Source organism: Streptomyces sp. NPDC107454 (assembly GCF_055582885.1).
This window is the reverse complement of the sequence record NZ_JBVJPA010000015.1, coordinates 15,897-37,786: the sequence shown is the minus strand read 5'-3', so window position 1 is coordinate 37,786 and position 21,890 is coordinate 15,897. Positions and strand designations below refer to the sequence as shown.

Below are 21,890 nucleotides of genomic sequence, written 5' to 3'. Positions count from 1 at the left end.
CCTCACCCCGCTTCCCGACCCACCCAAGAGTTCTCACCCGACGAGGAGAACAGCCGTGCCCAGCAACACCCCCAGCCCGCCCGGACCGGCGGCCGTCCTGTGCGGACTGGCCGGATGGGTACCGCCCCGTGTCGTCACCAACGACGAACTCGCCGCACGGCTGGACACCGACGACACCTGGATCCGCACCCGCACCGGGATCCGCCAGAGGCATTTCGCCGAGCCCGGTCAGGCCACCTCGGACCTCGCAGTCGAGGCCGGGCGACTCGCCCTGCGCTCGGCCGGCGGCACCCCCGCCGACACGGTGATCGTCACCACGACCACCCCGGACCGCCCCTGCCCCGCCACCGCGCCCGTAGTGGCCGCCCGCCTCGGCCTGGCGGGCGCCGCGGCGTTCGACGTCGGAGCGGTGTGCACCGGGTTCGTGTACGGCCTCGCCACCGCCGCCGGGCTGATCGCCTCCGGTGCGGCCCGCCGGGTCCTGCTGATCGGCGCGGACACGTACTCCACCATCGTCGACCCGCTGGACCGGACCAACGCGATCATCTTCGGGGACGGTGCCGGAGCGTTAGTCCTGCGCGCGGGAGACGCGGACGAGCCCGGCAGGGTCGGCCACTTCGACCTCGGCAGCGACGGCGCCCACGAGGACCTGATCACGGTCGCCGCGGGCGGTTCCAGGCAGCGTGCCACCGGCGGCGAACCCACCCATGCCGAACGGCACTTCGCGATGCGCGGCAAGGAGGTCTACCGGCACGCGGTGACCCGGATGGCCGCGTCGGCGAGGGCGACCCTGGACAAGGCGGCCTGGAAGACCGACGACGTCGACCACTTCGTCCCCCACCAGGCCAACCTGCGCATCCTGCATTCCGTCGCCGACGACCTGGGCCTGCCCCGGGAGCGTTGCGTGGCCAACATCGACGCCGTCGGTAACACCGGAGCCGCCTCGATCCCGCTCGCCCTGGCCGACGCCGTGGCGAGGAAACGGATCCGCCCTGGCGACCGGCTCCTGCTCACCGCCTTCGGCGGCGGCCTCACCTGGGGCTCCTGCTGCCTGACCTGGCCCGAGCTCGCCCCATATCCGCAACCGGAACGGACGACACCATGACCACCTACGAGCAGATCGCCGGCATCATCCTGCGGCTGCACGACGTACCCGCCGACCTCATCCGCCCCGAGGCCACCCTCGGCGCACTGGACGTCGACTCCCTCACCACGGTCGAGATCAGTATCCGCATCGAACGCGACCTGGGCGTCACGGTCGGCGACGACGAACTCCAGCCCGACCTCACCCTCGGCCGGATCGCCGATCTCGTCGACTCCCGCCGCGCCACCAACGTCTGAACCCACGGAAGGACCGACAGCCATGCGGATCACGGACCAGCCGGGCGCCATGCTCGGCGTCACCGTCGAGGACTTCGATCACACCATGGCCTCCGACGCGGACGTCCGGGCCCTCAAGGAGACCGTCTACGCCAAGAAGATCGCCGTCCTGAAGGGCCAGGACCTCTCCCCACAGGGGTTCCTCGCTCTGGGCGAGCGCCTCGGCCGCCCCGAGATCTACTACGAGCCGATGTACAAGCACCCGGAGGTCCCCGAGATCTTCGTCTCCTCGAACGTCCCGGAGAACGGCAAGCAGATAGGTGTGCCGAAGACCGGCAAGTTCTGGCACGCCGACTACCAGTTCATGCCTGATCCCTTCGGCATCACCCTGATCTACCCCCAGGTCGTCCCGGAGAAGAACCGCGGCACGTACTTCATCGACATGGGCACGGCGTACGAGCGGCTGCCCGAGGAGCTGAAGAAGGAAGTCACCGGAACGCGCTGCCGGCACTCCGTCCGCAAGTACTTCAAGATCCGCCCGCACGACGTCTACCGCCCGATCTCCGAGATCATCGAGGAGGTCGAGACGAAGACCCCGCCGGTCGTGCAGCCCACCACCTTCACCCACCCGATGACCGGCGAAACGGTCCTCTACATCAGCGAGGGCTTCACCGTCGGCATCGAGAACGAGGACGGCGAACCGCTCGACGAGGAAGTGCTCAAGCGCCTCTTCGAGGCCACCGGCCAGCTCGACGACACCTTCGAGCACCCCAACATCCACCTCCAGAGCTTCGAGAAGGGCGACCTGCTGGTCTGGGACAACCGCAGCCTCATCCACCGGGCCCGCCACACCACCACACCGGAGCCCACTGTCTCGTACCGCGTCACCGTTCACGACGAGCGCAGGCTGTACGACGGGATGCGCGCCGCGTGACCGCGCCCGCCACCGACCGCACCTCCGCCCCGCCCCTGCGGTCGTACCCCACCGACGAGGAACTGCTGACCCGGGTCCTGGTGCCCTACAAGCCGCACTGCAAATACCTGAAGTCCGCAGAGGTCACGGCCGCCGCCGGACTCTCCTGCGTACGCGGCGCGTTCGCGATCCCGGAGTCCTGCTACATCGAGGACACCGGCCATCTGAACTCGGTCGAGGTCAACATCGCCTACAACCAGATGATGTACTACCTGGTCGCCAAGTCCGTGCGGGAAGGACTGCTGACCGGGTTCGAGGACTGGACCCTCGACGACTTCTGGCGTCACCAGCTCCCGGACATCCTCATCGCCCGCTTCGCGTCGAACTTCCGGCGGCCCGTCAACCCCCGCCACTTCACGGGGCAGATGGAGTTTCGCTCCGTGATCCGGCGTACCCCTGCCGGCGCCCGCCCCTTCCTGCACGCGCAGACCGCGTTCCGCTACCAGGACGCCCACGGCGGCCGGTGCGACGGCGAGGCGACCCTCGCGTTCGTCAACGTCCCCTGACCCACCGAAGGGAGTCCCCTCATGGAGACATCGACGCCGGAGCGGCAGCAGAAGGGCGCCAGGCTCCATCACCCCGAACTGAGCACCCTCGTCCACACCACTCGCTTCCACGCCGGCCGGCAGCCCGAGGCAACCGCTGTGATCTGCGAGGACCGCACCCTGACGTACGCGGACCTGCACCGCGCCAGCGACCGCATGGCGCACGCCCTGCGCGCCGCGGGACTCGCCGAGGGCGACCGGGTGGCCTACCTGGGCAAGGAGTCCGAGCACTACTACGAGGCCCTCTTCGCCTGCGCGAAGACCGGCACCGTGCTGGTCCCGGTCAACTGGCGGCTCACCGCGCCCGAGGTGAGCCACATCCTCCAGGACTCCGGCACCCGGTTGCTGTTCCTGGAGGACGAGTTCGCCCCGATCGTCGAGGGCATGCCCACCGAACCCCCCGAGACCGTTGTTCCGGTGCGCTCGATCGCGACCTGGCGTGCCGAATACCCCGACAACGACACGGAGTTCGAGGCCACACCCGACACTCCGGTCGCCCAGCTCTACACCAGCGGCACCACCGGCCTGCCCAAAGGCGTCGTGCTCGCCCACCGCAGCTTCTTCGCGGTCCGCGACGGTCTCGCGAGCGAGGGGCTGGACTGGATCGACTGGCGGGTGGGCGACATCGCGCTGATCGGCATCCCCGGGTTCCACGTGGGCGGGCTGTGGTGGGCCACCCAGAACTTCAACGCCGGTACGACGGTGGTGGCGATGCGCGCCTTCGCCGCCCGGCAGGCCGTGGACCTCATCCGCGACCTCGGCATCACCACCGCCTGCGTGGTGCCGGCCATGCTCCGCATGATGCTCACCGAACCCGGGGTGAGCGCGAAGGACTTCACCACCCTGCGCAAGACGGTGTACGGCGGCTCCCCGATCTCCCAGGCACTCCTGGAGGAGAGTCTCGCGGTCCTGGACTGCGAGTTCGCCCAGATCTACGGCCTGACCGAGACCGGCAACACCGCCGTGTGCCTGCCGCCGGCCGCCCATGTCCCCGGCGGCCCGCTCATGCAGGCAGCCGGGCATCCCTACCCGGGGGTGCGGGCCAAGGTGATCGACGACCAAGGCCGTGAACTGCCGCCGGGTGAGGTCGGCGAGGTCTGCCTGCACACCCCGGCCCGGATGGTCGAGTACTGGGGACTGCCGGACAGGACGGCGGAGACGCTCGTCGACGGCTGGATCCACACGGGTGACGCCGGCTACCTCGACGAGGACGGCTACGTGTTCATCCGCGACCGCATCAAGGACGCCATCCTCGTGGCCGGCGAGAACGTCTACCCCGCCGAGATCGAGAACGTACTGGAACACCACCCCGGGGTGGGCGAGGCCGTCGTGGTCGGAATACCCGACGAGCGATGGGGCGAGAAGGTACACGCCTTCGTCGTACCCGCGGCCGGTGAGCGGCCCAGCCCGCGGGACCTGCACACCTTCCTCGTCCCGCGGCTGGCCGCGTTCAAACTGCCGGCCAGCTACGAGTTCACGGACCACATCCCGCGCAACCCCAGCGGCAAGATCCTCCGCCGCGCGCTGCGCGACCGCTTCTGGAGCGACTGCGCGCGCAAGGTCAACTGACCAATCCGCCCGTGCCGTTCCGCCTCCTGCACGGGCGGACCGGCGCGCCAACGGCACAACACCGGACAAGCCACCGAGAACACATCACCGGACGAGCCACCGAGAGAGAACCCCATGCCTGATGCCCTCACTCTGGACGGTTTCCGCGCGGACCTGGCGGAGTGCCTGTTCCTTGAGCCCGACGAAGTCGACCTGGAGGACGGCCCGTTCGACGCGGGGATGGACTCACTGCGCATCGCCACCCTGCTGGAGCGCTGGCGGGCGGCAGGTGCGGACGTGACCTTCGTCGACCTCGCCGAGCGCACCTCCTTCGCCCAGTGGTGGCAGCTGCTCACCGAACGCACGCGAGGAGCGGACCATGCCGACGCCTGAGCGCCGGACCACGCCCGCGCCCAAGCGCCGTCCGCTGCTGGCCGCCCAGGAGGGCATCTGGGCCGGACAGCAACTCGACGCGGACAGCCCGGCGTACAACACCGCCGAGTACCTGCGCATCACCGGTCCGCTGGACCCGGCCGTCTTCGACCGAGCCCTGCACCATGTCGTCGCCGAGACCGAGGCCCTGAACGTCACCTTCGACACCGACGACACCGGCCGCCCCTGGCAGACCAGCACCCCGGCCGGCGACTGGCACACCCACATCGCCGACCTGACCGCCGAATCCGATCCGCAATCCGCCGCACTGGCCTGGATGGACCAGGACATGGCACGCCCCGTCGACCTCACCCGGGGCCCGGTCTTCGGCCATGCCCTGCTGCGGACCGCACCGGAGGAATTCCTCTGGTACCACCGCGTCCACCACATCGCCCTCGACGGCTTCGGCCTCTCGCTCGTGGCCCGGCGTGTCGCCCAGGTCTACACCGCCCTGATGGCCGGCGAACCCGTACCGGAGAGCGGCTTCGGCACCCTGGAGTCCGTCCGCGCCGAGGAACACGCCTACCGCGAGTCCGCCCGCCACACCAAGGACCGGGCCTACTGGACCGACCGCTATGCCGACCACCCGTCGGTGGCCACCCCGGCGGGCCGGTCCGCCCTGCCCGCCCGTACCTTCCACCGTCACGTCACCGACCTCGACCCGGCCGCGGCCGGCCAACTGCGTACCGTTGCCCGCGAGCTCTCGGTCACCTGGTCCGAGGTGCTGCTCGCGGTGACCGCCGCCCACCTGCATCGGCTCACCCGGGTCCCGGAGATCGTCCTGAGCCTGCCGGCGATGGGCCGCCTCGGCTCGGTGTCCCTGCGGGTGCCCGCCATGGTGCGCAACATCCTGCCCCTGCGGGTCCCCGTCACCCCCGACGACAGCCTCCGCGTCCTCGTCCCGCGGGTCTCGCGCGAACTGCGCGCCGGACTGCCCCACCAGCGCTACCGCTACGAGCAACTGCGCCGTGACCTGAAGCTGGTGGGCGGGCAGCGCCGACTGTCCGGTCCGGGTGTGAACATCATGCCGTTCGAGTACGACCTGAAGTTCGCCGGGCATCGGAGCACCGTCCACAACGTGTCCGCGGGCCCCGTCGACGACTTGGCGGTCAACGTCTACGACCGCGGCGACGGCACCGGCCTGCGCGTCGCCGTCGACGCCAACCCCGACCTGTACACGGCGATCGAGACGGCCGCCTTCCAGGAGGGCCTGCTCGCGCTGCTGGAGGAGGCTCTCGCCGATCTTGACCGGCCGCTGGGTGGCCAGTGGGCGCACCGGACCGTTCCCGTCCTGGACGGCGGCCCGCTTCAGGCCCCCGCCCGCCCGGTGCTGAGCCTGATTGCCGACCAGGCCGCCCGCCGGGGCGGGGCCGTCGCCGTCGAGCACGCCGGAACGACCCTGACCTACGCCGAACTCTTCGGCACCGCACGGCACATCGCCCGCAGGCTCACCGCGCGTGGCGTCGGCAACGGCGACCTGGTGGCCGTCGCCCTTCCCCGGGGAGCGGACGCCGTCACCGCCCTTCTCGGCGTCCTTCTGTCGGGCGCCGCCTACTGCCCCCTCGACCCGCAGGCCCCCGCCGACCGCACGGCCCGGCTGCTGGCCGACGCCGATCCGGCACTCGTACTGACCACCGGCGACCGCGCGGCCGACTTCCCGGACCACGCCGTACTCCTGCTGGAGGGGCCGGACTCCCGGACCGACACCATCGGCACGCCCTCGGCGCCACAGCTCACGGACCTGGCGTACGTCCTGCACACCTCGGGTTCCACCGGCCGGCCCAAGGGCGTGGCGATCGGCCATGGCGCGCTGGCCCACTTCGTCGCCGCGGCCACGCACCGGTACGGGCTGCGGCGCGAGGACCGTGTCCTCCAGTTCGCGCCGCTGCACTTCGACGCCAGCGTGGAGGAGATCTTCCTGACCCTGTGCGCAGGCGCCACCCTGGTGATCCGGACCGACGACATGACGGAGTCGGTGCCGCGCTTCCTTGATATCTGCGCACGGCTGCGGGTGAGCGTCCTCGACCTTCCCACCGCCTACTGGCACGAGCTCGCCTACGCGGTATCGACCGGCGCCGCCGCGCTGCCCGAGGCCGTGCGGACCGTCGTCATCGGCGGCGAGGCGGCCCTGCCCGAACGGGTCGAGCGCTGGCGCAAGGCGGTCGGCACCTCGGTCGCGCTGCTGAACACCTACGGGCCGACCGAGGCGACCGTGGTCGCCAGCGTCGCCGACCTGCACGACCCCGCTCTTGCCGCCGGTGACGTCCCCATCGGCCTGCCCCTGCCCGGCAGCCGGGCCGCCGTGCTCGACGGAGAGCTCTATCTGCTGGGTCCCGCCCTCGCCGACGGCTACCGGCCAGAGGTGCCGGACGGCGCACGCTTCGCCCCGCTCACCGCACTGCCAGACGCCCCCCGCGCCTACCGCACCGGGGACCTGGTTCGTGTCGGCGAGGACGGGCAACTGCGCTATCTCGGCCGGGCCGACACCGAGTTCAAGATCAGCGGGCATCGGGTGCAGCCCGCCGAGGTCGAGAGCGCCCTGCTCACCCATCCCCGGATCCGGGAGGCGGCCGTCGCCGGACAGGTCCTGCCGGACGGCACCAGGCTTCTGGTCGCCCACCTGGCGGCCCAGGCCCCGGAGCCGTCCGCCGCCGAGGTCAGGGAGCACCTGCGGGCGAGGCTGCCCGCCGCGATGATCCCCTCCGCCGTCGAGTTCGTCGACCGGCTGCCCCGTACCGGGGCTGGCAAGATCGACCGGGCCGCGCTCGCCGAGATACCCGCTCACCGGGCGGCGCCCACCGCTGGAAGCGCCCTGGAACAGACCATCACCGGCATCTGGGGGCAGATCCTCGGCACTGACGCCGTCACCGTGGACGACGACGTGTTCGACCTCGGCGCCCAGTCCCTCCAGGCCATCCAGGTCGCCAACCGGCTCGGCGTGGCACTCGGCCGGGACGTGAAGGTCGCCTGGCTCTTCCAGCACCCCACCGCCGCCACCCTGGCCCGCTTCCTCGCCGAGGCGGACGCCGACGCCGAGCGGCCGAGCCCTGCCCCGGCCGCACTCGCGCCGGCGAACCTCCTGGCCGACACCGAACTGGATCCGGGCATCCGGCCCGGCATCAGTCGCACTCCACATGACACCCCCCGGCGCATCCTGCTCACCGGCGCCACCGGCTTCGTGGGCGCGCATCTGCTGTCGCGGCTCCTGGCCACCACGGAGGCCGAGATCGTCTGCACGGTACGGGCAGCGGACATGACCGAAGCCGCCGTCCGCGTCCACGCGACCCTCGAGCAGCGCGGCATCACGCTCGACGAACGTGCTTCGGCCCGCCTCGCGGCCCTGCCCGCGGACCTGGCCCGACCCGACCTCGGACTGTCCCGGGAAACCCTGTCCGACCTCGCCGCGAGCTGCGACGCGATCTTCCACAACGCGGCGACCGTCAGCATCATGCGCGACTACGCCACCCTGCGCGCCGCCAACACCGAGTCCACCCGGCAACTGCTCCGCCTTGCGGCAGTGAACACGACGCCCCTGCACTACGTTTCCACCCTGTCCGTGGCGCCGCCCGCGAGCCGCAGTCCCGAGGTGCCGGAGGCGTTCCTGCCGCCTCATGAGGGACTGCGTTACGGCTACCAGCAGTCCAAGTGGGCCTCCGAGCGGCTCTTGGAACAGGCGGCGGAGCGCGGTCTGCCCGTCACCGTCCACCGGCTGGGGCGGGTGGTCGGGCCCGCCGACACCGGATACGTCAACGAGCGGGACTTCCTGTGGAGTGTGCTGCGGGCGGGCATACCGGAGGGGATCGTCCCGGAGCTCTTCGAGGACGAGGTCTGGACTCCGGTGGACTTCGTCGCGCGTTCCCTCGTCCACCTGTGTCTGAGTCAGGAGGAGGCAACGGCCGCAGGCCCGGTCTTCAACCACGCCACCCTGCCACGCGTACGGCTCGCGGACGTCTACGACTGGGTGCGGGAGTACGGCTATCCGGTACGAACCCTGCCGCTCACGGGCTGGCGGAAGCAGCTGCCCCGCTCGGCCGACGTGGCGGCCACCACGCTCGCCTTCTTCGATTCCACTCATGAGGGCGCCGACGAACAGGCCGCTCCGACGGACCTGCGCCTCGGCCACGTCCGCGCCGAGCGGGTCCGCGCGAGCCTGGACGGCAGCGGCATCACCTGCTCGCCCGTCGACCGCGACCTGTTCTTCCGCTACCTGGACCACTGCGTGGCGGCCGGTGTGCTGCCCGCCCCCGCCCGACGGTACGGGCCCCGCTCCCGGGTTCCCACGAAATAGCCCACAACTGCCAGGAACTCACGGCCACTTCGACCCGACTACTGCAACAGAACCTTCAGCCCATGAGCACATCCCTCACGCAAGGAGCCCGCATGTCGATGAACCGGCCGGCCGCTGCCGCCGCCCTGGCCACGGCCTTCTGTCTGCTCACTGCAGGATGTGGCTCATCGTCCGACGGCAAGGCGAGCGACACGACGACCGAGGCCGCGGCCTCGAAGAGCGGCTACCCGGTCACGCTGGACAACTGCGGTGAGAAGGAGACCTTCGAGAAGGCCCCCAGCCGGGTCGTCGTGATGAACGGCGCCTCCGTCGCCGAGGTCTCCACCTTGCTCGCCCTCGGTCTTGGGGACAAGATCGTCGCCAACGAGCAGAGCTACGGCATGTCCGAGGTGCCGGGCCGGGCCGCCGCCATCAAGAAGCTGCCCACCGGCGACATCAAGCTCAACGAGGCTTACGACATCCCCCGCGAGGCCATGCTCGGCCTGCGCCCCGACCTCGTGCTGTCCGTCACCACGTACGGCTTCGACCAGAAGAACGGCTTCGCCACCCGCGAGCAGCTGAAGCAGGTAGGAGCCAACAGCTACGTCTCCCCACAGGGCTGCGCCGATGACCCCTCCAAGATGACCGTCGCCGACAGCTACCAGCTGCTGCGCGACATGGGCAAGGTCTTCAACGTGAGCGACAGGGCCGAGAAGCTGATCGCCGCCTCCGAGAAGAGCGTCGCGGCCGTCTCGCAGAAGGTGAAGGGCGAGAAGAAACCGAAGGTCATGGTGCTCTTCTCCAACATGTCCATGGGCGGCAACGACTTCAGCTCGGTCGTCGCCAACGGCATCATCAACGACATCCTCACCAAGGCCGGCGGCGCCAACGCCTTCGCGACCGCCACCAAGACCACCTTCGCCGACCTGAGCAAGGAGAAGGTGGCCGCCACCGACGTCGACGCTCTCGTCGTCATCAGCTACAACGACCCCAACCCGGCGGCATACGCCAAGAAGCTGCTCAAGGAGTTCCCCCAGTGGCCGGCCGCCAAGAACAACACGTACGTGACGCTGTCCGACTCGATGTACCTCGGCCCCAGCAACGACCTGGCCGTTCAGAAGGTCGCCAAGATGCTGCACCCGCAAGCCTTCTGACCCGGCTCAAGGTCCCGCTGGCTTTCACGCTGCTGCCCGTCGCGCTGGCCGCCACCATGATCGTGGCGATCAGCATCGGCGCGGTCAACGTCCCCGTCGGTGACGTATGGGGGATCGTCCTCCACCACGTCACCGGCGCGGGGTCGGCACCCTCCGACCCGGCGCTCGACCAGATCGTCTGGAACTTCCGCACCCCGCGGGTGGTCCTGGCGGCCCTGGTCGGCGCGGGCCTGGCCGTCTCCGGCGCGGTCCTGCAGAGCGTGGTCTCCAACCCGCTCGCCGACCCCATCGTGCTGGGCTTCTCCTACGGCGCCACGCTCGGCGCCGTCCTCGTCATCACCCTGGGCGGGGGAGTGGCGCTCGCCGGGCTCGGGGTGTCGGCGGCGGCCTTCCTCGGCGCGGTGGCCTCCGGCGCCCTCGTGTTCGCGCTCGGACAGCGCCGAGGACGGATGGCCCCGACCCGGCTGGTCCTCGCGGGCGTCGCCGTCGGCTATGTCTTCCTCTCCGCTACCAGCTTCGTCCAACTCCAGGCGACCCCGAACGAGTTGCGGACGGTGATGTTCTGGATGCTGGGCAGCGTCGCGGGCGCCCAGTGGGACCAAGTGCCCACGGTCACCGTCGTGGTGCTCGTCACGACCGTGCTGCTTTCCCTGTTCGGCCGCCGGCTCAACGTGTTGCTCGCCGGGGACGAGTCCGCCACCGCGCTCGGCGTCGACGTCAACCGGCTGCGCGCCGTCCTGCTGGTCCTCAGCGCGCTGCTGACCGGCACGGTCATCGCGGTCGCGGGCAGCATCGGCTTCGTCGGCCTGATGATCCCGCACCTGGTACGGCTGACCATCGGCGCCGACCATCGCCGGCTGCTGCCTCTGACGGCCTTGCTGGGTGCCGTCTACCTGGTCCTCGTGGACCTGCTCTCCCGCACCCTCACCCGCCCCAACGAACTGCCTCTGGGCATCCTCACCGCCCTGCTCGGCGCTCCCTTCTTCCTGTGGCTGCTGCGCCGCAACAAGGGCCTGGACTGAAGCATGAAACTCATCGTCGACCGGCTCCACGTCACGCTGGACCGCAATCCGATCCTGCGTGACGTGAGCCTTGAGGCCCGCAAGGGCGACATCGTCGGCCTCGTCGGGCCCAACGGCAGCGGCAAGTCCACACTGCTGCGCACCGTCTACCGCTCACTCCGCCCGGCGGACGGGGCGGTCCGGGTGGGCGAGGACGACGTGTGGCAACTGTCTCCGCGCGCCGCGGCCCGTCGTACGGCCGCCGTTCTCCAGGACGCCGGCGGCAACACCACCGGCCTGACCGTCGGCGAGATCGTGGCTCTCGGCCGCGCTCCACACCACGGTCTGCTCGGCCGTGACGGACCGGAGGACCACGGAGCCGTGTCCGACGCCATCGACCGCTGCGGGGTACGGCCCTTCGCGGACCGCGACTACGCCTCCCTCTCCGGAGGCGAACGCCAACGCGTCCTGCTGGCACGGGCGCTGGCTCAGAACCCCAGGCTCCTCGTGCTGGACGAGCTCACCAACCACCTCGACATCCGGGCCCGGTTCGAAGTTCTGGACCTGATCCGCGCCACCGGCGTCACCACGCTCGCCGTGCTCCACGACCTCGACCTCGCCGCCCGCCTCTGCGATCATCTGGTCGTGCTGCGGGACGGAGTCGTGGCGGCGGCAGGGCCGGTCCTGGAGGTGCTGACCCCGGACCTCTTCGCCGACGTCTTCGGCGTCCGCGCGAGCACCGATCGGCACGCCGACGGTGTCATCCGCATCACCTACGCGGCCCGGCCCCTCGCGAACGGTGAGAGCCCGGAGGACGACCGTGTCCGCCTTGCCGGAACCACCGACCGCTGAACGGGCGGTGAGTCGGCGTCAGGCCCCGGAATCCCGGACGGGTTCCGGGGCCTCGTACTGGATCCCCGACCGTGTGGACTCGGCCGCCTCGGGCCCGTCGTAACGGGCCACCAGGTGCAGGGCCATGTCGATCCCGGCCGACACCCCGGCACTCGTGACAACAGCCCCGTCGTCGACGAACCGCTCCCCGCGCCGCACGTCGACCGAGGGGTCGATCTGCGCGAGGTTGTCGAGATAGTTGCGGTGGGTGGTGGCGGGGCGGCCTGCCAGCAGCCCGGCGGCGGCCAGCACCAGCGAACCCGTGCACACGCTCGCCAGGACGGTACCCCGGTCGTGCAGGCCACGCAGCCACTCGAGGTGTGCCGTGTCCTTGACCAGAGCACGGGTGCCGTTGCCACCGGGATGGACGAGCAGATCGAGCGGCGGCGCCTCGTCCACCGTGTGGTCGGCGAGCAGGCCGAGACCCTTCGAACCGCGCACCACGCCCACGTGCGGGCCGACGGCCAGCATGCGCACCGACGCCGTCGCGATGTGGGAGGCCCAGAACCCGAGCACCTCCCACGGTCCCACCACGTCGAGTTCCTCGACGTCGTCGAAGAGCAGTACACCGATGGTCAGCGCGTCGGCCATGGCGACACCCTAGCGCGCGGGTCCCGCCGCCGGGACAGGCTTCCTGGGCCGCGCTGCCGCGCGAATGCTGACGCCTCCCCAAGTAGTCGTCCGCAAGTCCCGGCTGGTTCCGGCGGGACACGGGATACGCGAAGCACGAGGTGCGAAACGGCGCACAGGCGCGCCGGACCGTGCCCCGACTGTCCCGCACGCCGGGGCGTGTCCGAACGCGCCCGCGGGTATGTCTCGGCCACCACCGGAGGCCAGGAGACAGCGAGTACCTGGCTGCCCACTTCCCCTCGAAAGGCAGTGCACGATGAACGACATCACCGGTCTGGAGCCCTTGGCGACCTTCTGCGGAGACTGCAACTGCGGCTGTCCGCAACTGTTCGTCGACCCCAGTGCCTCCGCCGACCGCCGCGTCCTGCTCACCGACGACTTCGGACAGCGCGTCCAGATGAGCGCCGACCAGTTCGCCTCCCTGGTGGCGGAGGCGAAGGCCGGAAAGCTGGATGGCATAGCCACCCCCTGACCGCCGTCCCTCCGACAGATCACGATGAACCCCCGCGCAGCTGAATGAATGAGCGCTCCCGTCCGTAAGAGGCAATGAGCCCATCGGTACGAGGAGTTGACTGGTGTCCCGGAGCTGCCGCGGCGCAACGCGCCGGGCGAGCCGCGTGACCTTCGCCGGAGAACGCGCCGGTTGTCCGCGCGCGCTGTCGGCGGCGGTCTTCGCGGCCGTCTGCGTGGTGATGACCGCGCTGGGGCACGCCCTGATGTCCGGGGATCTGCTGCCCTGGTGGGCCATGGGCGTGGCGTTCACGGGGACGGCCTCGGCCGGCTGGTGGATCAGCGGCCGGGAACGCGGCCCCGTGACCGTGGTCGGTGTCACGACCGTCGTGCAAGGGCTGCTGCACCTGTTGTTCGACCTGGCACACGAGATGGTCCACGGGCCGGCCCGCGCGGCGGCCGGATCCGCCTCCGGCATGTACCACGCGATGTTCTCCCACTCCGGAATGGTCATGCACATGGACCACTCCGGAGCGGGCATGACCACGACCCACAGCGGGACGGCAGGCACCTCTCACGTCCTGCCGATGCTGTCCACCCCGGCCGGCCAGGGCGCCGCCGCGATGTTCCTGGCACACCTGCTCGCCGCCGTCGTGTGCGGGGTGTGGCTGTGGCGCGGCGAGACGGCGGTGTACCGGCTGGGCCGGGCTCTGGCCCTCCTACTGTTCGCGCCTCTGCGGCGGGTCCGCCGTCTGCTCGGGCGTCCCATACCCGATCCGCGGTCTCACGCGGGCCGGCCGGCACGGGACGACGCCCCGGCCTCGCCGACGGCTGTCGCCGTGCTCAGACACGCCGTCGTCCGCAGAGGGCCGCCACGGGGTCGCTCGGCAGCCCTTCGCACGTCCTTCGGCCCGCTTTTCGCCCTGCGTTTCTGAACCCCTCGATCCGCCGGGGCAGACAGGGACGATGCACGTGCGCTGCTGCCGCGCGCTCCGTGCGTTCGTGTCCACCTCGGCCCGGCACGCGCCCCTCCGCCCGCGGACGACGGCGCGTGTTCCCATGCATCGATCGGGATTCCCATGCATCACGTCATGTTCACGCACGCGTCCACAACCTGCCGTCCGCCGGCACCCGGACTCGTGCGCCGAAGGTTCCGCCCGGCCCTCGGCGCCGTCCTCGCCACCGCCCTGACGGTTCTTCTCACCGGCTGCGGCGGCGACTCGGCCGACGACGCCTCCCCCCACAGCGGAGCCTCCGCCTCGTCCTCCGCCCACGGCATGCAGGGCATGTCCGACAAGGCGATGGGGGACCCTTCGGCCACTCCCGCCTACAAGATGTCCGGAGCGACCGTGGTGAAGGGCACCTTCAAGATGCTCGACACCCGCCCGCCGGGCATGAACGACGTCAAGGGCACGACCTGGCTGGCACAGGGCTCCAAGGGCACCACCGTCACCGTCTCCCTGACCGGGCTGAAGCCGGGGCAGGTGTACATGGCGCATCTGCACGCCCAGCACTGCTCGGACGACAACGGAGGCGGGCACTTCCAGTTCGACAAGGGCGGCCCGACCATGCCGCCCAACGAGATCCACCTGATGTTCACCGCCGACAAGTCCGGTATGGGCATGACCACGGTGACCAACTCCCGCAAGACCGGCAAGGACGCGGTCGCGGTCGTCGTCCACCCCAACGAGGCACAGGACAACCGGATCGCATGCGCCGACTTCGACTTCTGACGGCACTGGCCGGACCGCTCGGCTGTGCGGGCGCGCTGCTGCTCCTGGCCGGCGCGCCCGCACATGCCCACACCGCGCTCCAGACCGCCACGCCCGCTCCCGGCGCCACGGTCGGCGCCGGAACCGACGTGGTGGCGCTGACGTTCGGCAGCCTGGCCTCCGGCGTGGCACCGAAGATCAGGATGGTCGGACCGCGCGGCGAGAACATCTCGGTCGGACGGCCCGTCCTCACCGACACCACGGCCTGCGCCGCCGTGTCCCCGCTGCCCGCAGGCGTCATCACCCTCACCTACTCGATCACCGCGGGCGACGGGGACGCCCAGACCAACGCCTACCAGTTCGAGGCGGCGGACGGCACCGAGCCCGTCGGCACCCCGTCGGCCTGCGCGGAGCTGAGCCTGCCTGCTCCGGGCGCGGGTTCGTACACCGTCCTGGGCCTCGGCCGGACCACGGCGATCGCAGCTCTCGCGGGGACGGTCGCCGTGGTCGCGGGCGGCGGATTCCTCGCCGCCCGCACGGTGCGGCGCCGCGGAACACCGGAAGGAGGCGCCGAGGAGTGACCCGTTGTCCGGACTTCCGTCCCCGAGGCGGAAGTCCGGACGGTCCGGTCGTGCGGTAGCGGTCAGGCCGCGCCCGGAGCAGCGGTGTTCGCCCCCGGCACGTGACCGGAGGTCTCTCCGCGTCGTGGCGACTGTCCGGCCGAGCCCGCCGCCCGCACCGGGACGGGAAGTGGCGACGTGGCGGCATCGTCACGCCCCAACTGGATCCGCTCGTCTACGGCAAGGAACTCCATGTCCCCCACACCGGTGGCAGCACTGTGCCACTGTCAGATCACGTGGCCGCCGCATGGGTGGAGTACCCGAAAGGCACGCTGATCGCCGTACGCCCGGGAAGCGGCGACGACACGGCCCAGGTGGACTTCGCCCTGCCCGAACTCGGCGAGAAGACCCACACCGTCTACGTCGACCCGTACACGGGCAGGGCCAAGGGACAGCTGACCACCTGGTACGCCGAGACCCCGCTCACCACGTGGCTGGACGCCCTGCACCGCAACCTGCACCTCGGCACCGTCGGCCGGTACTACTCGGAGACCGCCGCCAGTTGGCTGTGGGTGCTCGTCCTGGGTGGTCTGGTCCTGTGGTGGCGCCGCTGGCACGGCAAGCGGACCGCGCGCCGACTGCTGTTGCCGGACCGGGCCGGGAACAAGGGGGTACGGCGCACCCGCAGCTGGCACGCGGCCACCGGACTCTGGCTGGCGGTCGGCCTGCTGGGCCTCTCGGTCACCGGCCTGACATGGTCGCGCTACGCCGGCGCCAACTTCGGCGAAGCAGTGGACGCGCTGCACTCCCACACACCCTCGGTGGCCACCTCCCTGACGACCGGCACGGGAAGTTCTGGCGCCGCGAAGAGCGTCGACCCGGCCGCGATAGACGGCGTCCTCAAGGCGGCCCGTGCCGACGGCATGGGCGGGCCGGTGGAGATCGCGGTACCCGAGGACAGCACCACCGCCTGGACCGTGACACAGAACCGCAACCTGTGGCCGGTCGGACGCGACAGCGTCGCCGTCGACGCCGGCGACCGCGTGACCGACCGTGTCGACTTCGCCGACTGGCCGGTGATGGCCAAGCTGACCCGCTGGGGCATCAACGCCCACATGGGCACCCTCTTCGGTCTGGTCAACCAGATCCTCCTTGCCCTTCTCGCCATCGGCCTGATCTGTGTGATCGTCTGGGGCTACCGCATGTGGTGGCAGCGCCGCCCCACCCGCTCCGACCGCCGTGCCCTCCTTGGTACCCCGCCCGCCCGCGGAGCCTGGCGCGCCCTGCCGTCCTGGGCCGTCGCCGTGGGCATCGTCGCGGTTGCCGTGGTCGGCTGGGTGATTCCCCTGTTCGGCATACCGCTGGCCGCGTTCCTCGCCGTCGACTTGGCCGTGGGCGTACTCCGGAAACGCCGCACGGCCGGATCCGCCATCGTGGGCTGACCGTGTACAGGGCCGGGGCGGGAACGTCCGCGCCCCGGCCCCTGTAGGTAATGCTCCGGAAGCGTGACACGCGCCACAGCCGGGAACTCGCCCCGTCGGCGCCACCACGCAGTGGTGGACGGCACCGGATGAACGCATGAACCGGTGCATCCGTACCAAGAGGCGTACGAACGCCTCACCGACACCCAGGAGTTGCGCGATGACACAGAAGCAGTACCTCGTCACCGGCATGAGCTGTGAGCACTGCGCGGCGAGCATCACCGAGGAGGTCTCCCAGGTCCCCGGTGTCACCGAGGTGGACGTCGACGTCACGGCCGGATCGGTCTCCGTCAGCGGCACGGAGTTCGACGACGCGCGGCTGCGCGCGGCGATCGTGGAGGCGGGATACGAGGTCACGGAGTCGGTCGCGGCTTGACGGACCCGCTCCGCTCTCGGCCGCCGGGGAGGTTTCGGCCTCGGTGGCCGAGAGGGGGAAGAGCTTGTCGTCACAACGTGCCAGGGCATCCCTGCCCCGGAAACGGGACGGTGTCAACGCGGGCCGGACACGGCCCGGTTCACCACCAGGTGCAGGCCCCCGCTCGTCACCAGCCCCGCGGCGGCCCCGATCAGGGCCCCGGGCACGTGCCCGACGAAGAAACCCAGCCAGGCGTAGCCCCCGATGAGGACCACCGTCGTCAGCACGGCCAAGGACCAGACCCGGCCCAGGTGTTCGCCCACTGCCGTCCACCCGCGCACCCGGGTGACCGGCCGTTCCCAGGGCCACGCCTTGTCAACGACGGTCACCTGTTTGCCGAGAGTTCCGGGCATGGCGCCTCACCCCTGTTTCCCCGCCCACCGTGTGCCGGGCAATGGACGGCTCGACCGTCAACTCCCCACCGGGAGGCGCGGCAAACAGCTGACCGACAGGTTTCTCCTGTGAGCCGGCCGCGTCACGCGAGCACGGCGAACATGACGGCCATCCCCAGTGCCATCGCCGCATGACACGCGGGGGCCAGGACAGCGACGACGTCCGCCTCCGTATCCCGGTCGTCCTCCGGAGGAAGACCGTCTCCGTTCCTGCCCCGCGCCCGGTCGAGCGCACGCGTCAGCCAGGCAAGTCCCAGCACGCCAAGGACGATTGCGAGCAGCACCGTCGTCGCGACGGGGCCCGTCCCCGTCAGGCTCATGGCGGCGAGACCCGAACCACCCGACATGTCCATTCCGGCCATGTCGTGCATCCCGCCCGAGCCCGCCCTGCCGGACGTCGTCCCGGGGGAGTCCATCGCCGACACCATCCAGGCCATGGCCCCCATCATCACGGCGTGCGGCAGGGCGGCCACCACCGCCCGGCCCCGGGATCCGCCCTGCGCGCGGAATGGAACTGCGGCCATGAACCACAGTGCGCCCGCGGAGAAGAGCACGACCTGCGGAACGACCGGCAGGTCCATTCCCCACGGCCAGGCCATCGCGATCATCAGCACCCCCATGGCCGCGTGCAGCGCGTGATCCACCCGCTGCGCGACGCCCGTTCCGGGCAGAACAAGCCTCCACACGCCGTATGCGACAGGCACGGCGAACATCAGACTGAGAACCCAGCGCAGCCCGCTCGCGGCAATCACCGGACCACCCCCACTCCAGGACGCCACACGGCGCCGACGAACAGAACCACGGCCGACGCACCAGGTGAGAAGTGGACCTGACGAACGGCCCCAACAGGGGTCGGGGCGGTACCTGTGTGAGTTCCGGGCGTTCGATATGAGCGCGATCACACCGGTGGCGACGAGGGCCTCTTCGGTCTGAGGTATCGAGGTCCTGGCCGAGTGTCCGGGCCGGGAGAACGGCGGTGTTCAGTTCGCGGGTCGAGCGGGTCGAGCGGGTCGAGCGGGCCGGCGGGGCAGCAGCGTCACCGCCAGGGCGGGGACTGCGGCCAGGACCAGCCAGGGCACGGCGGGCGGGAGGCCGAGGTCGAGGAGGGTGCCGGTGGCCGAGCTGCCGGCGAGGACGATGAGGCCGGAGACGGAGGAAAGGGCGCCGGTGTAGAGGCCGAGGCGGCCGTCCTCGGCGAGGTCGGGCACCCAGGCGCGGGCGGCCGGGATGATGAGCATCTGGCCGAGGGTGAGCAGGACGACGTAGCCGGCGGCGGGCAGCAGTCCCGCGAGGCCGGTCCAGTTGGCGGGGCGCGCCGCTGCAACGACCGCGAACCCGGCGGCTACCAGTAGCAGTCCCCATGCCATGGAGCGGCGCAGGTCGAGCCGTTCGCCGGCCCACCGGGTGACGGGCAGTTGGGCCGAGACGACCAGGAGGGAGGACAGGGCGAACAGCCAGGACAGGGCCGCCTGGGAGCCGGTTACCCGTTCCACCTCGGCGGGGAGGGCGAGGTAGAGCTGGTTGTAGGCGAGCAGGTAGCTGCCGTAGGCGCAGCACAGGGCGAGGAAGCGGCGGTTGCGCAGCAGCGCGCGCAGGCCGCCCCGGTCCCGGATCCGTTCCCGGCCAGGGATGTGCCGCGGCATCAGCCGGGCGTGCCCGGCGAGGACGAGTACAAATACCGCGGCCCCGGCGAGGCAGGCGGCGCGGAAGTCCACGGCGAGCAGCAGACCGCCCACGAGGGGGCCCACGAACGCGCCTGCCTGGCCCGCGGCGGAGAACAGGGCCAGGACCCGGGTGCGGGGACCGTGGCCCTGCTCCTCCCACAGCACCGCCTGTCGGGCCACCTCGGACTCCACCGCGGGGGAGAACAGCGCGGCGGCGAAGCCGATGCACAGCACCGAGCCGATCACCGCCCAGGGGGCCTGCGCGTACCCGAGCCAGGCGAACCCGGCGATCCGCAGCGCGCATCCGGTCAGGACGACCGGGCGTACGCCGTACCGGTCGACGAGCCAGCCACCGACCACGAACAGTCCCTGCTGGCTGAAGGTGCGCAGGCCGAGCACGAACCCGACCAGCCAGCCGGCCATGCCGATGGCGGTGCCGAGGTGTTCGGCGAGGAACGGCAGCACGGCGAAGAAGCCGATGTTGAAGGCGAGCTGGGTCAGGATCAGCAGGCGCAGCAGCGGCGAGAGATGCTTCCAGACGCGCTCGCGTGGGCGTTTCGCGGCGGGGGTGACCGGGCGCGTCGGGCTGCCGGAGGTGGGTTCTGTCATGCGGTGTCCGTCGGGGCGGTGAGTGCGGCGGTGATGGCGGGACGGGGCGGCTCGGGCGCGTTTGGCGGTGTTGGACCGCGGCGCGTCGCGGGTGGCGGCGCCGGTGTCCGCTTCCGCCGGGGCAGGCGCATCCCTCCTGCCGCCGTCACCGCCAGCGCGCCGAGGAGGGCGAGGACGGCGGCAGGGGCCAGCACGGCCCACGGGGCCCGTTCGACGTAGGGCCGGTTCTCCGCGAGCAGCAGGCCCCACTCGGGGGACGGCGGCTGTGCGCCCAGGCCGAGAAAGCCGAGCGCGGCCAGGCTCAGCGTGATGCCGGGCAGCCGGAGCAGGGCGTGCCGGACCACGGGCGGCAGGACCGCTGGGAGCAGTTCGTGCCGGAGCAGGTAACCACGGCTGGCGCCCAGTGCCCGGGTCGCGGTCAGATGGAGGGTGGCGCGTTCCTGCCGCAGCAGGGCCGAGGTATGGGTGGCCAGCGGCGACCAGGCCACGACGGCCACCGCCAGGGTCGGCGTCCACGGGCCGCTGCCCGCGATGCCGGTGACGAGGAGGGCGGCCAGCACGGGCGGTACGGCGTTCACCGTGTCGACCAGCGGCCCGGACAGGCGGGGCAGCAGACCCAGCAGGACGCCGGTCACCAGGGCGGCGGCGCTCACCGCCAGAGCGATGCCGAGGGTGCTGAGAGCGCCGTGCGAGATACGGGCCAGCACGTCCCGGCCGAGCGAGTCGGTGCCGAACGGATGTGCCCAGGACGGGGCTTGAAGCCGGGCGGTGGTGTCGAGGGCGAGCGGGTCGCGGGGTATGCCGAGCGTGATGACGGCGGCGAGCAGCAGGCCGTAGACGAGGGGTACGACACGTGGTGCGGGCGGGGCGGGGCGGTGCAGGGAGTGCAGGGCGCCGTCGCGCAGCGCGGGCCCGGTCAGCCACCGCACACCGAGCCGGGCGAGCAGCGCGGTCACGGCCGCGAGCACGACGAGGGCGAGGCTGCCGGTCTGCAGGACGGGCAGGTCCTGTGCGAGGGCGGAGCGCAGGGTGAGCCGTCCGAGGCCGGGGATGTCGAAGATCTGCTCGACGGCGACCGATCCGCCGGTCAGGCCGACCACGAACAGGCCCAGGTTGGGCAGGAGTCCGGGCACACAGCGGTGCAGCGCCTGCCGGGCGATCGGTGTGGGCGGGATGCCGCGCGCGGCGGCGGCCAGCGCCCACGGCTCGGCGAACGCGGCGGGCAGCAGGTCGTCCAGCATCCGCCCGAGGACCGCCCCGGCGGGCAGGCCGAGCGCGAGGGAGGGCAGGATCATCCACTGCGGGCCGTACCAGCCGAGCGCGGGCAGCCAGCCGAGTTGCACGCCGATGACCGAGGCCAGTACGGAGGCGACGAGGAACTCGGGCAGCGCGGCCAGGACCGCCGCCCCGGTGCCGCCGGGGCCGCGAGCGCCGGGGCGGCGCCGTGAGCCCAGCCACAGGGTGCGGGCACACACCACCGCGACCGTGGCCAGGGCGACGACGAGGGCACCGGCCATCAGTAGCAGGGACACACCGAGGGCCTGCACAGTGGCGGGCAGCACCTCGGTGTCCGACACCCAGGACCGGCCCGCGTCACCACGCAGCAGCCCACCGAGCCAGCGCCCGAGAAGTGCCAACGGACCGTCGTCCAGGCCGATTCCGTTACGAATGGCGCGAAGCGTTTCGGGGGTTGGGGTCCGTTCGGCCGAGCGGGCCTTGAGCACGGTGAGCGCCGGGTCGGTGCGTGAGAGCCAGGGCAGCAGGCCGATCGCGCCGACGAGGGCGGCCGTGAGCAGAGCCCGCCACAGCAGCGTGGGGCCGCCGCCTCGCGCGAAGCCGCGCAAGG

General features: G+C 71.4%; 21 protein-coding genes. 16 read left to right on the top strand and 5 right to left on the bottom strand.

Going from position 1 to position 21,890, the window contains the following annotated elements; translation table 11 throughout:
- Positions 1 to 55: 55 nt before the first annotated feature.
- The 10 genes from ACZ69M_RS34940 to ACZ69M_RS34895 all read left to right on the top strand — a co-directional run bounded on the left by ACZ69M_RS34940 (position 56) and on the right by ACZ69M_RS34895 (position 12,092).
- Entirely contained in the window at positions 56 to 1,105 is a 1,050-nt protein-coding gene (locus tag ACZ69M_RS34940) for a beta-ketoacyl-ACP synthase III (RefSeq protein WP_470056282.1), read from the top strand.
- Positions 1,102 to 1,341: an acyl carrier protein gene (locus ACZ69M_RS34935; protein ID WP_470056280.1), complete on the top strand. Its 240-nt coding sequence runs from the start codon at positions 1,102 to 1,104 to the stop codon at positions 1,339 to 1,341. Before ACZ69M_RS34940 ends, ACZ69M_RS34935 begins: the two co-directional genes overlap by 4 nt.
- Positions 1,342 to 1,363: 22 nt before the next feature.
- Positions 1,364 to 2,254 carry a (3R)-3-[(carboxymethyl)amino]fatty acid oxygenase/decarboxylase gene (gene scoE / locus ACZ69M_RS34930; RefSeq protein WP_470056278.1) on the top strand — a complete coding sequence of 297 codons (891 nt, stop codon included), beginning with the start codon at positions 1,364 to 1,366 and terminating at the stop codon, positions 2,252 to 2,254.
- Positions 2,251 to 2,799, top strand: a complete 549-nt coding sequence (scoD, locus tag ACZ69M_RS34925) for a (2E)-enoyl-ACP glycyltransferase (protein WP_470056276.1) — start codon at positions 2,251 to 2,253, stop codon at positions 2,797 to 2,799. The genes scoE and scoD overlap by 4 nt, the downstream gene beginning before the upstream one ends.
- A gap of 21 nt (positions 2,800 to 2,820) precedes the next feature.
- Complete coding sequence (locus ACZ69M_RS34920) at positions 2,821 to 4,407, top strand: long-chain-fatty-acid--CoA ligase (protein WP_470056274.1); 1,587 nt, start codon at positions 2,821 to 2,823, stop codon at positions 4,405 to 4,407.
- A gap of 114 nt (positions 4,408 to 4,521) precedes the next feature.
- Entirely contained in the window at positions 4,522 to 4,779 is a 258-nt protein-coding gene (locus tag ACZ69M_RS34915) for a phosphopantetheine-binding protein (protein ID WP_470056272.1), read from the top strand.
- Positions 4,766 to 9,106 (top strand): amino acid adenylation domain-containing protein, encoded by a 4,341-nt coding sequence (locus tag ACZ69M_RS34910; protein WP_470056270.1) that lies wholly within the window; start codon positions 4,766 to 4,768, stop codon positions 9,104 to 9,106. Before ACZ69M_RS34915 ends, ACZ69M_RS34910 begins: the two co-directional genes overlap by 14 nt.
- 92 nt (positions 9,107 to 9,198) lie before the next feature.
- Positions 9,199 to 10,239, top strand: coding sequence for an ABC transporter substrate-binding protein (locus ACZ69M_RS34905; RefSeq protein WP_470056654.1), 1,041 nt, complete (start codon positions 9,199 to 9,201; stop codon positions 10,237 to 10,239).
- A 56-nt stretch (positions 10,240 to 10,295) separates the two neighbouring features.
- The gene (locus ACZ69M_RS34900) at positions 10,296 to 11,261 is read left to right on the top strand and encodes a FecCD family ABC transporter permease (RefSeq protein ID WP_470056268.1); all 966 of its coding nucleotides are present in this window, start codon (positions 10,296 to 10,298) and stop codon (positions 11,259 to 11,261) included.
- A 3-nt stretch (positions 11,262 to 11,264) separates the two neighbouring features.
- Complete coding sequence (locus ACZ69M_RS34895) at positions 11,265 to 12,092, top strand: ABC transporter ATP-binding protein (protein ID WP_470056266.1); 828 nt, start codon at positions 11,265 to 11,267, stop codon at positions 12,090 to 12,092.
- An 18-nt stretch (positions 12,093 to 12,110) separates the two neighbouring features.
- On the opposite strand, the gene ACZ69M_RS34890 is transcribed toward ACZ69M_RS34895, so the two are convergent.
- The gene (locus ACZ69M_RS34890) at positions 12,111 to 12,722 is read right to left on the bottom strand and encodes a DJ-1/PfpI family protein (protein WP_470056264.1); all 612 of its coding nucleotides are present in this window, start codon (positions 12,720 to 12,722) and stop codon (positions 12,111 to 12,113) included.
- A gap of 295 nt (positions 12,723 to 13,017) precedes the next feature.
- On the opposite strand from ACZ69M_RS34890, the gene ACZ69M_RS34885 reads away from it, so the two are divergent.
- From ACZ69M_RS34885 to ACZ69M_RS34860, 6 genes are all read left to right on the top strand, one after another.
- A complete protein-coding gene (locus ACZ69M_RS34885) occupies positions 13,018 to 13,233 on the top strand; it encodes a hypothetical protein (RefSeq protein ID WP_470056262.1) in 216 nt (71 codons plus the stop codon).
- Positions 13,234 to 13,378: 145 nt separating this feature from the next.
- Positions 13,379 to 14,146 carry a hypothetical protein gene (locus ACZ69M_RS34880; protein ID WP_470056260.1) on the top strand — a complete coding sequence of 256 codons (768 nt, stop codon included), beginning with the start codon at positions 13,379 to 13,381 and terminating at the stop codon, positions 14,144 to 14,146.
- A gap of 204 nt (positions 14,147 to 14,350) precedes the next feature.
- On the top strand, positions 14,351 to 14,944 hold the full coding sequence (locus tag ACZ69M_RS34875) for a superoxide dismutase family protein (RefSeq protein ID WP_470056258.1): 594 nt from the start codon (positions 14,351 to 14,353) through the stop codon (positions 14,942 to 14,944).
- Positions 14,923 to 15,504, top strand: a complete 582-nt coding sequence (locus ACZ69M_RS34870) for a copper resistance CopC family protein (RefSeq protein WP_470056256.1) — start codon at positions 14,923 to 14,925, stop codon at positions 15,502 to 15,504. Before ACZ69M_RS34875 ends, ACZ69M_RS34870 begins: the two co-directional genes overlap by 22 nt.
- 101 nt (positions 15,505 to 15,605) lie before the next feature.
- The gene (locus ACZ69M_RS34865) at positions 15,606 to 16,925 is read left to right on the top strand and encodes a PepSY-associated TM helix domain-containing protein (RefSeq protein ID WP_470056254.1); all 1,320 of its coding nucleotides are present in this window, start codon (positions 15,606 to 15,608) and stop codon (positions 16,923 to 16,925) included.
- A 199-nt stretch (positions 16,926 to 17,124) separates the two neighbouring features.
- A complete protein-coding gene (locus ACZ69M_RS34860) occupies positions 17,125 to 17,340 on the top strand; it encodes a heavy-metal-associated domain-containing protein (RefSeq protein WP_470056252.1) in 216 nt (71 codons plus the stop codon).
- A 113-nt stretch (positions 17,341 to 17,453) separates the two neighbouring features.
- Here ACZ69M_RS34860 and ACZ69M_RS34855 read toward each other — a convergent pair whose 3' ends face one another.
- The 4 genes from ACZ69M_RS34855 to ACZ69M_RS34840 form a co-directional block, all read right to left on the bottom strand.
- Entirely contained in the window at positions 17,454 to 17,732 is a 279-nt protein-coding gene (locus ACZ69M_RS34855; protein ID WP_470056250.1) for a hypothetical protein, read from the bottom strand.
- Positions 17,733 to 17,854: 122 nt separating this feature from the next.
- The gene (locus ACZ69M_RS34850; protein ID WP_470056652.1) at positions 17,855 to 18,484 is read right to left on the bottom strand and encodes a DUF5134 domain-containing protein; all 630 of its coding nucleotides are present in this window, start codon (positions 18,482 to 18,484) and stop codon (positions 17,855 to 17,857) included.
- A gap of 267 nt (positions 18,485 to 18,751) precedes the next feature.
- Positions 18,752 to 20,044: an MDR family MFS transporter gene (locus tag ACZ69M_RS34845; RefSeq protein ID WP_470056248.1), complete on the bottom strand. Its 1,293-nt coding sequence runs from the start codon at positions 20,042 to 20,044 to the stop codon at positions 18,752 to 18,754.
- A complete protein-coding gene (locus tag ACZ69M_RS34840) occupies positions 20,041 to 21,888 on the bottom strand; it encodes an ABC transporter permease subunit (RefSeq protein ID WP_470056246.1) in 1,848 nt (615 codons plus the stop codon). Before ACZ69M_RS34840 ends, ACZ69M_RS34845 begins: the two co-directional genes overlap by 4 nt.
- Positions 21,889 to 21,890 lie beyond the last annotated feature (2 nt).

Coding starts and splice junctions, on each gene's coding strand:
- ACZ69M_RS34935 (WP_470056280.1), top strand. CDS start 1,102: ATGACCACCTACGAGCAGATCGCCGGCATCATCCTGCGGCTGCACGAC.
- scoE (WP_470056278.1), top strand. CDS start 1,364: ATGCGGATCACGGACCAGCCGGGCGCCATGCTCGGCGTCACCGTCGAG.
- ACZ69M_RS34920 (WP_470056274.1), top strand. CDS start 2,821: ATGGAGACATCGACGCCGGAGCGGCAGCAGAAGGGCGCCAGGCTCCAT.
- ACZ69M_RS34915 (WP_470056272.1), top strand. CDS start 4,522: ATGCCTGATGCCCTCACTCTGGACGGTTTCCGCGCGGACCTGGCGGAG.
- ACZ69M_RS34910 (WP_470056270.1), top strand. CDS start 4,766: ATGCCGACGCCTGAGCGCCGGACCACGCCCGCGCCCAAGCGCCGTCCG.
- ACZ69M_RS34905 (WP_470056654.1), top strand. CDS start 9,199: ATGTCGATGAACCGGCCGGCCGCTGCCGCCGCCCTGGCCACGGCCTTC.
- ACZ69M_RS34900 (WP_470056268.1), top strand. CDS start 10,296: ATGATCGTGGCGATCAGCATCGGCGCGGTCAACGTCCCCGTCGGTGAC.
- ACZ69M_RS34895 (WP_470056266.1), top strand. CDS start 11,265: ATGAAACTCATCGTCGACCGGCTCCACGTCACGCTGGACCGCAATCCG.
- ACZ69M_RS34890 (WP_470056264.1), bottom strand. CDS start 12,722: ATGGCCGACGCGCTGACCATCGGTGTACTGCTCTTCGACGACGTCGAG.
- ACZ69M_RS34885 (WP_470056262.1), top strand. CDS start 13,018: ATGAACGACATCACCGGTCTGGAGCCCTTGGCGACCTTCTGCGGAGAC.
- ACZ69M_RS34870 (WP_470056256.1), top strand. CDS start 14,923: ATGCGCCGACTTCGACTTCTGACGGCACTGGCCGGACCGCTCGGCTGT.
- ACZ69M_RS34860 (WP_470056252.1), top strand. CDS start 17,125: ATGACACAGAAGCAGTACCTCGTCACCGGCATGAGCTGTGAGCACTGC.
- ACZ69M_RS34855 (WP_470056250.1), bottom strand. CDS start 17,732: ATGCCCGGAACTCTCGGCAAACAGGTGACCGTCGTTGACAAGGCGTGG.
- ACZ69M_RS34850 (WP_470056652.1), bottom strand. CDS start 18,484: ATGTTCGCCGTGCCTGTCGCATACGGCGTGTGGAGGCTTGTTCTGCCC.
- ACZ69M_RS34845 (WP_470056248.1), bottom strand. CDS start 20,044: ATGACAGAACCCACCTCCGGCAGCCCGACGCGCCCGGTCACCCCCGCC.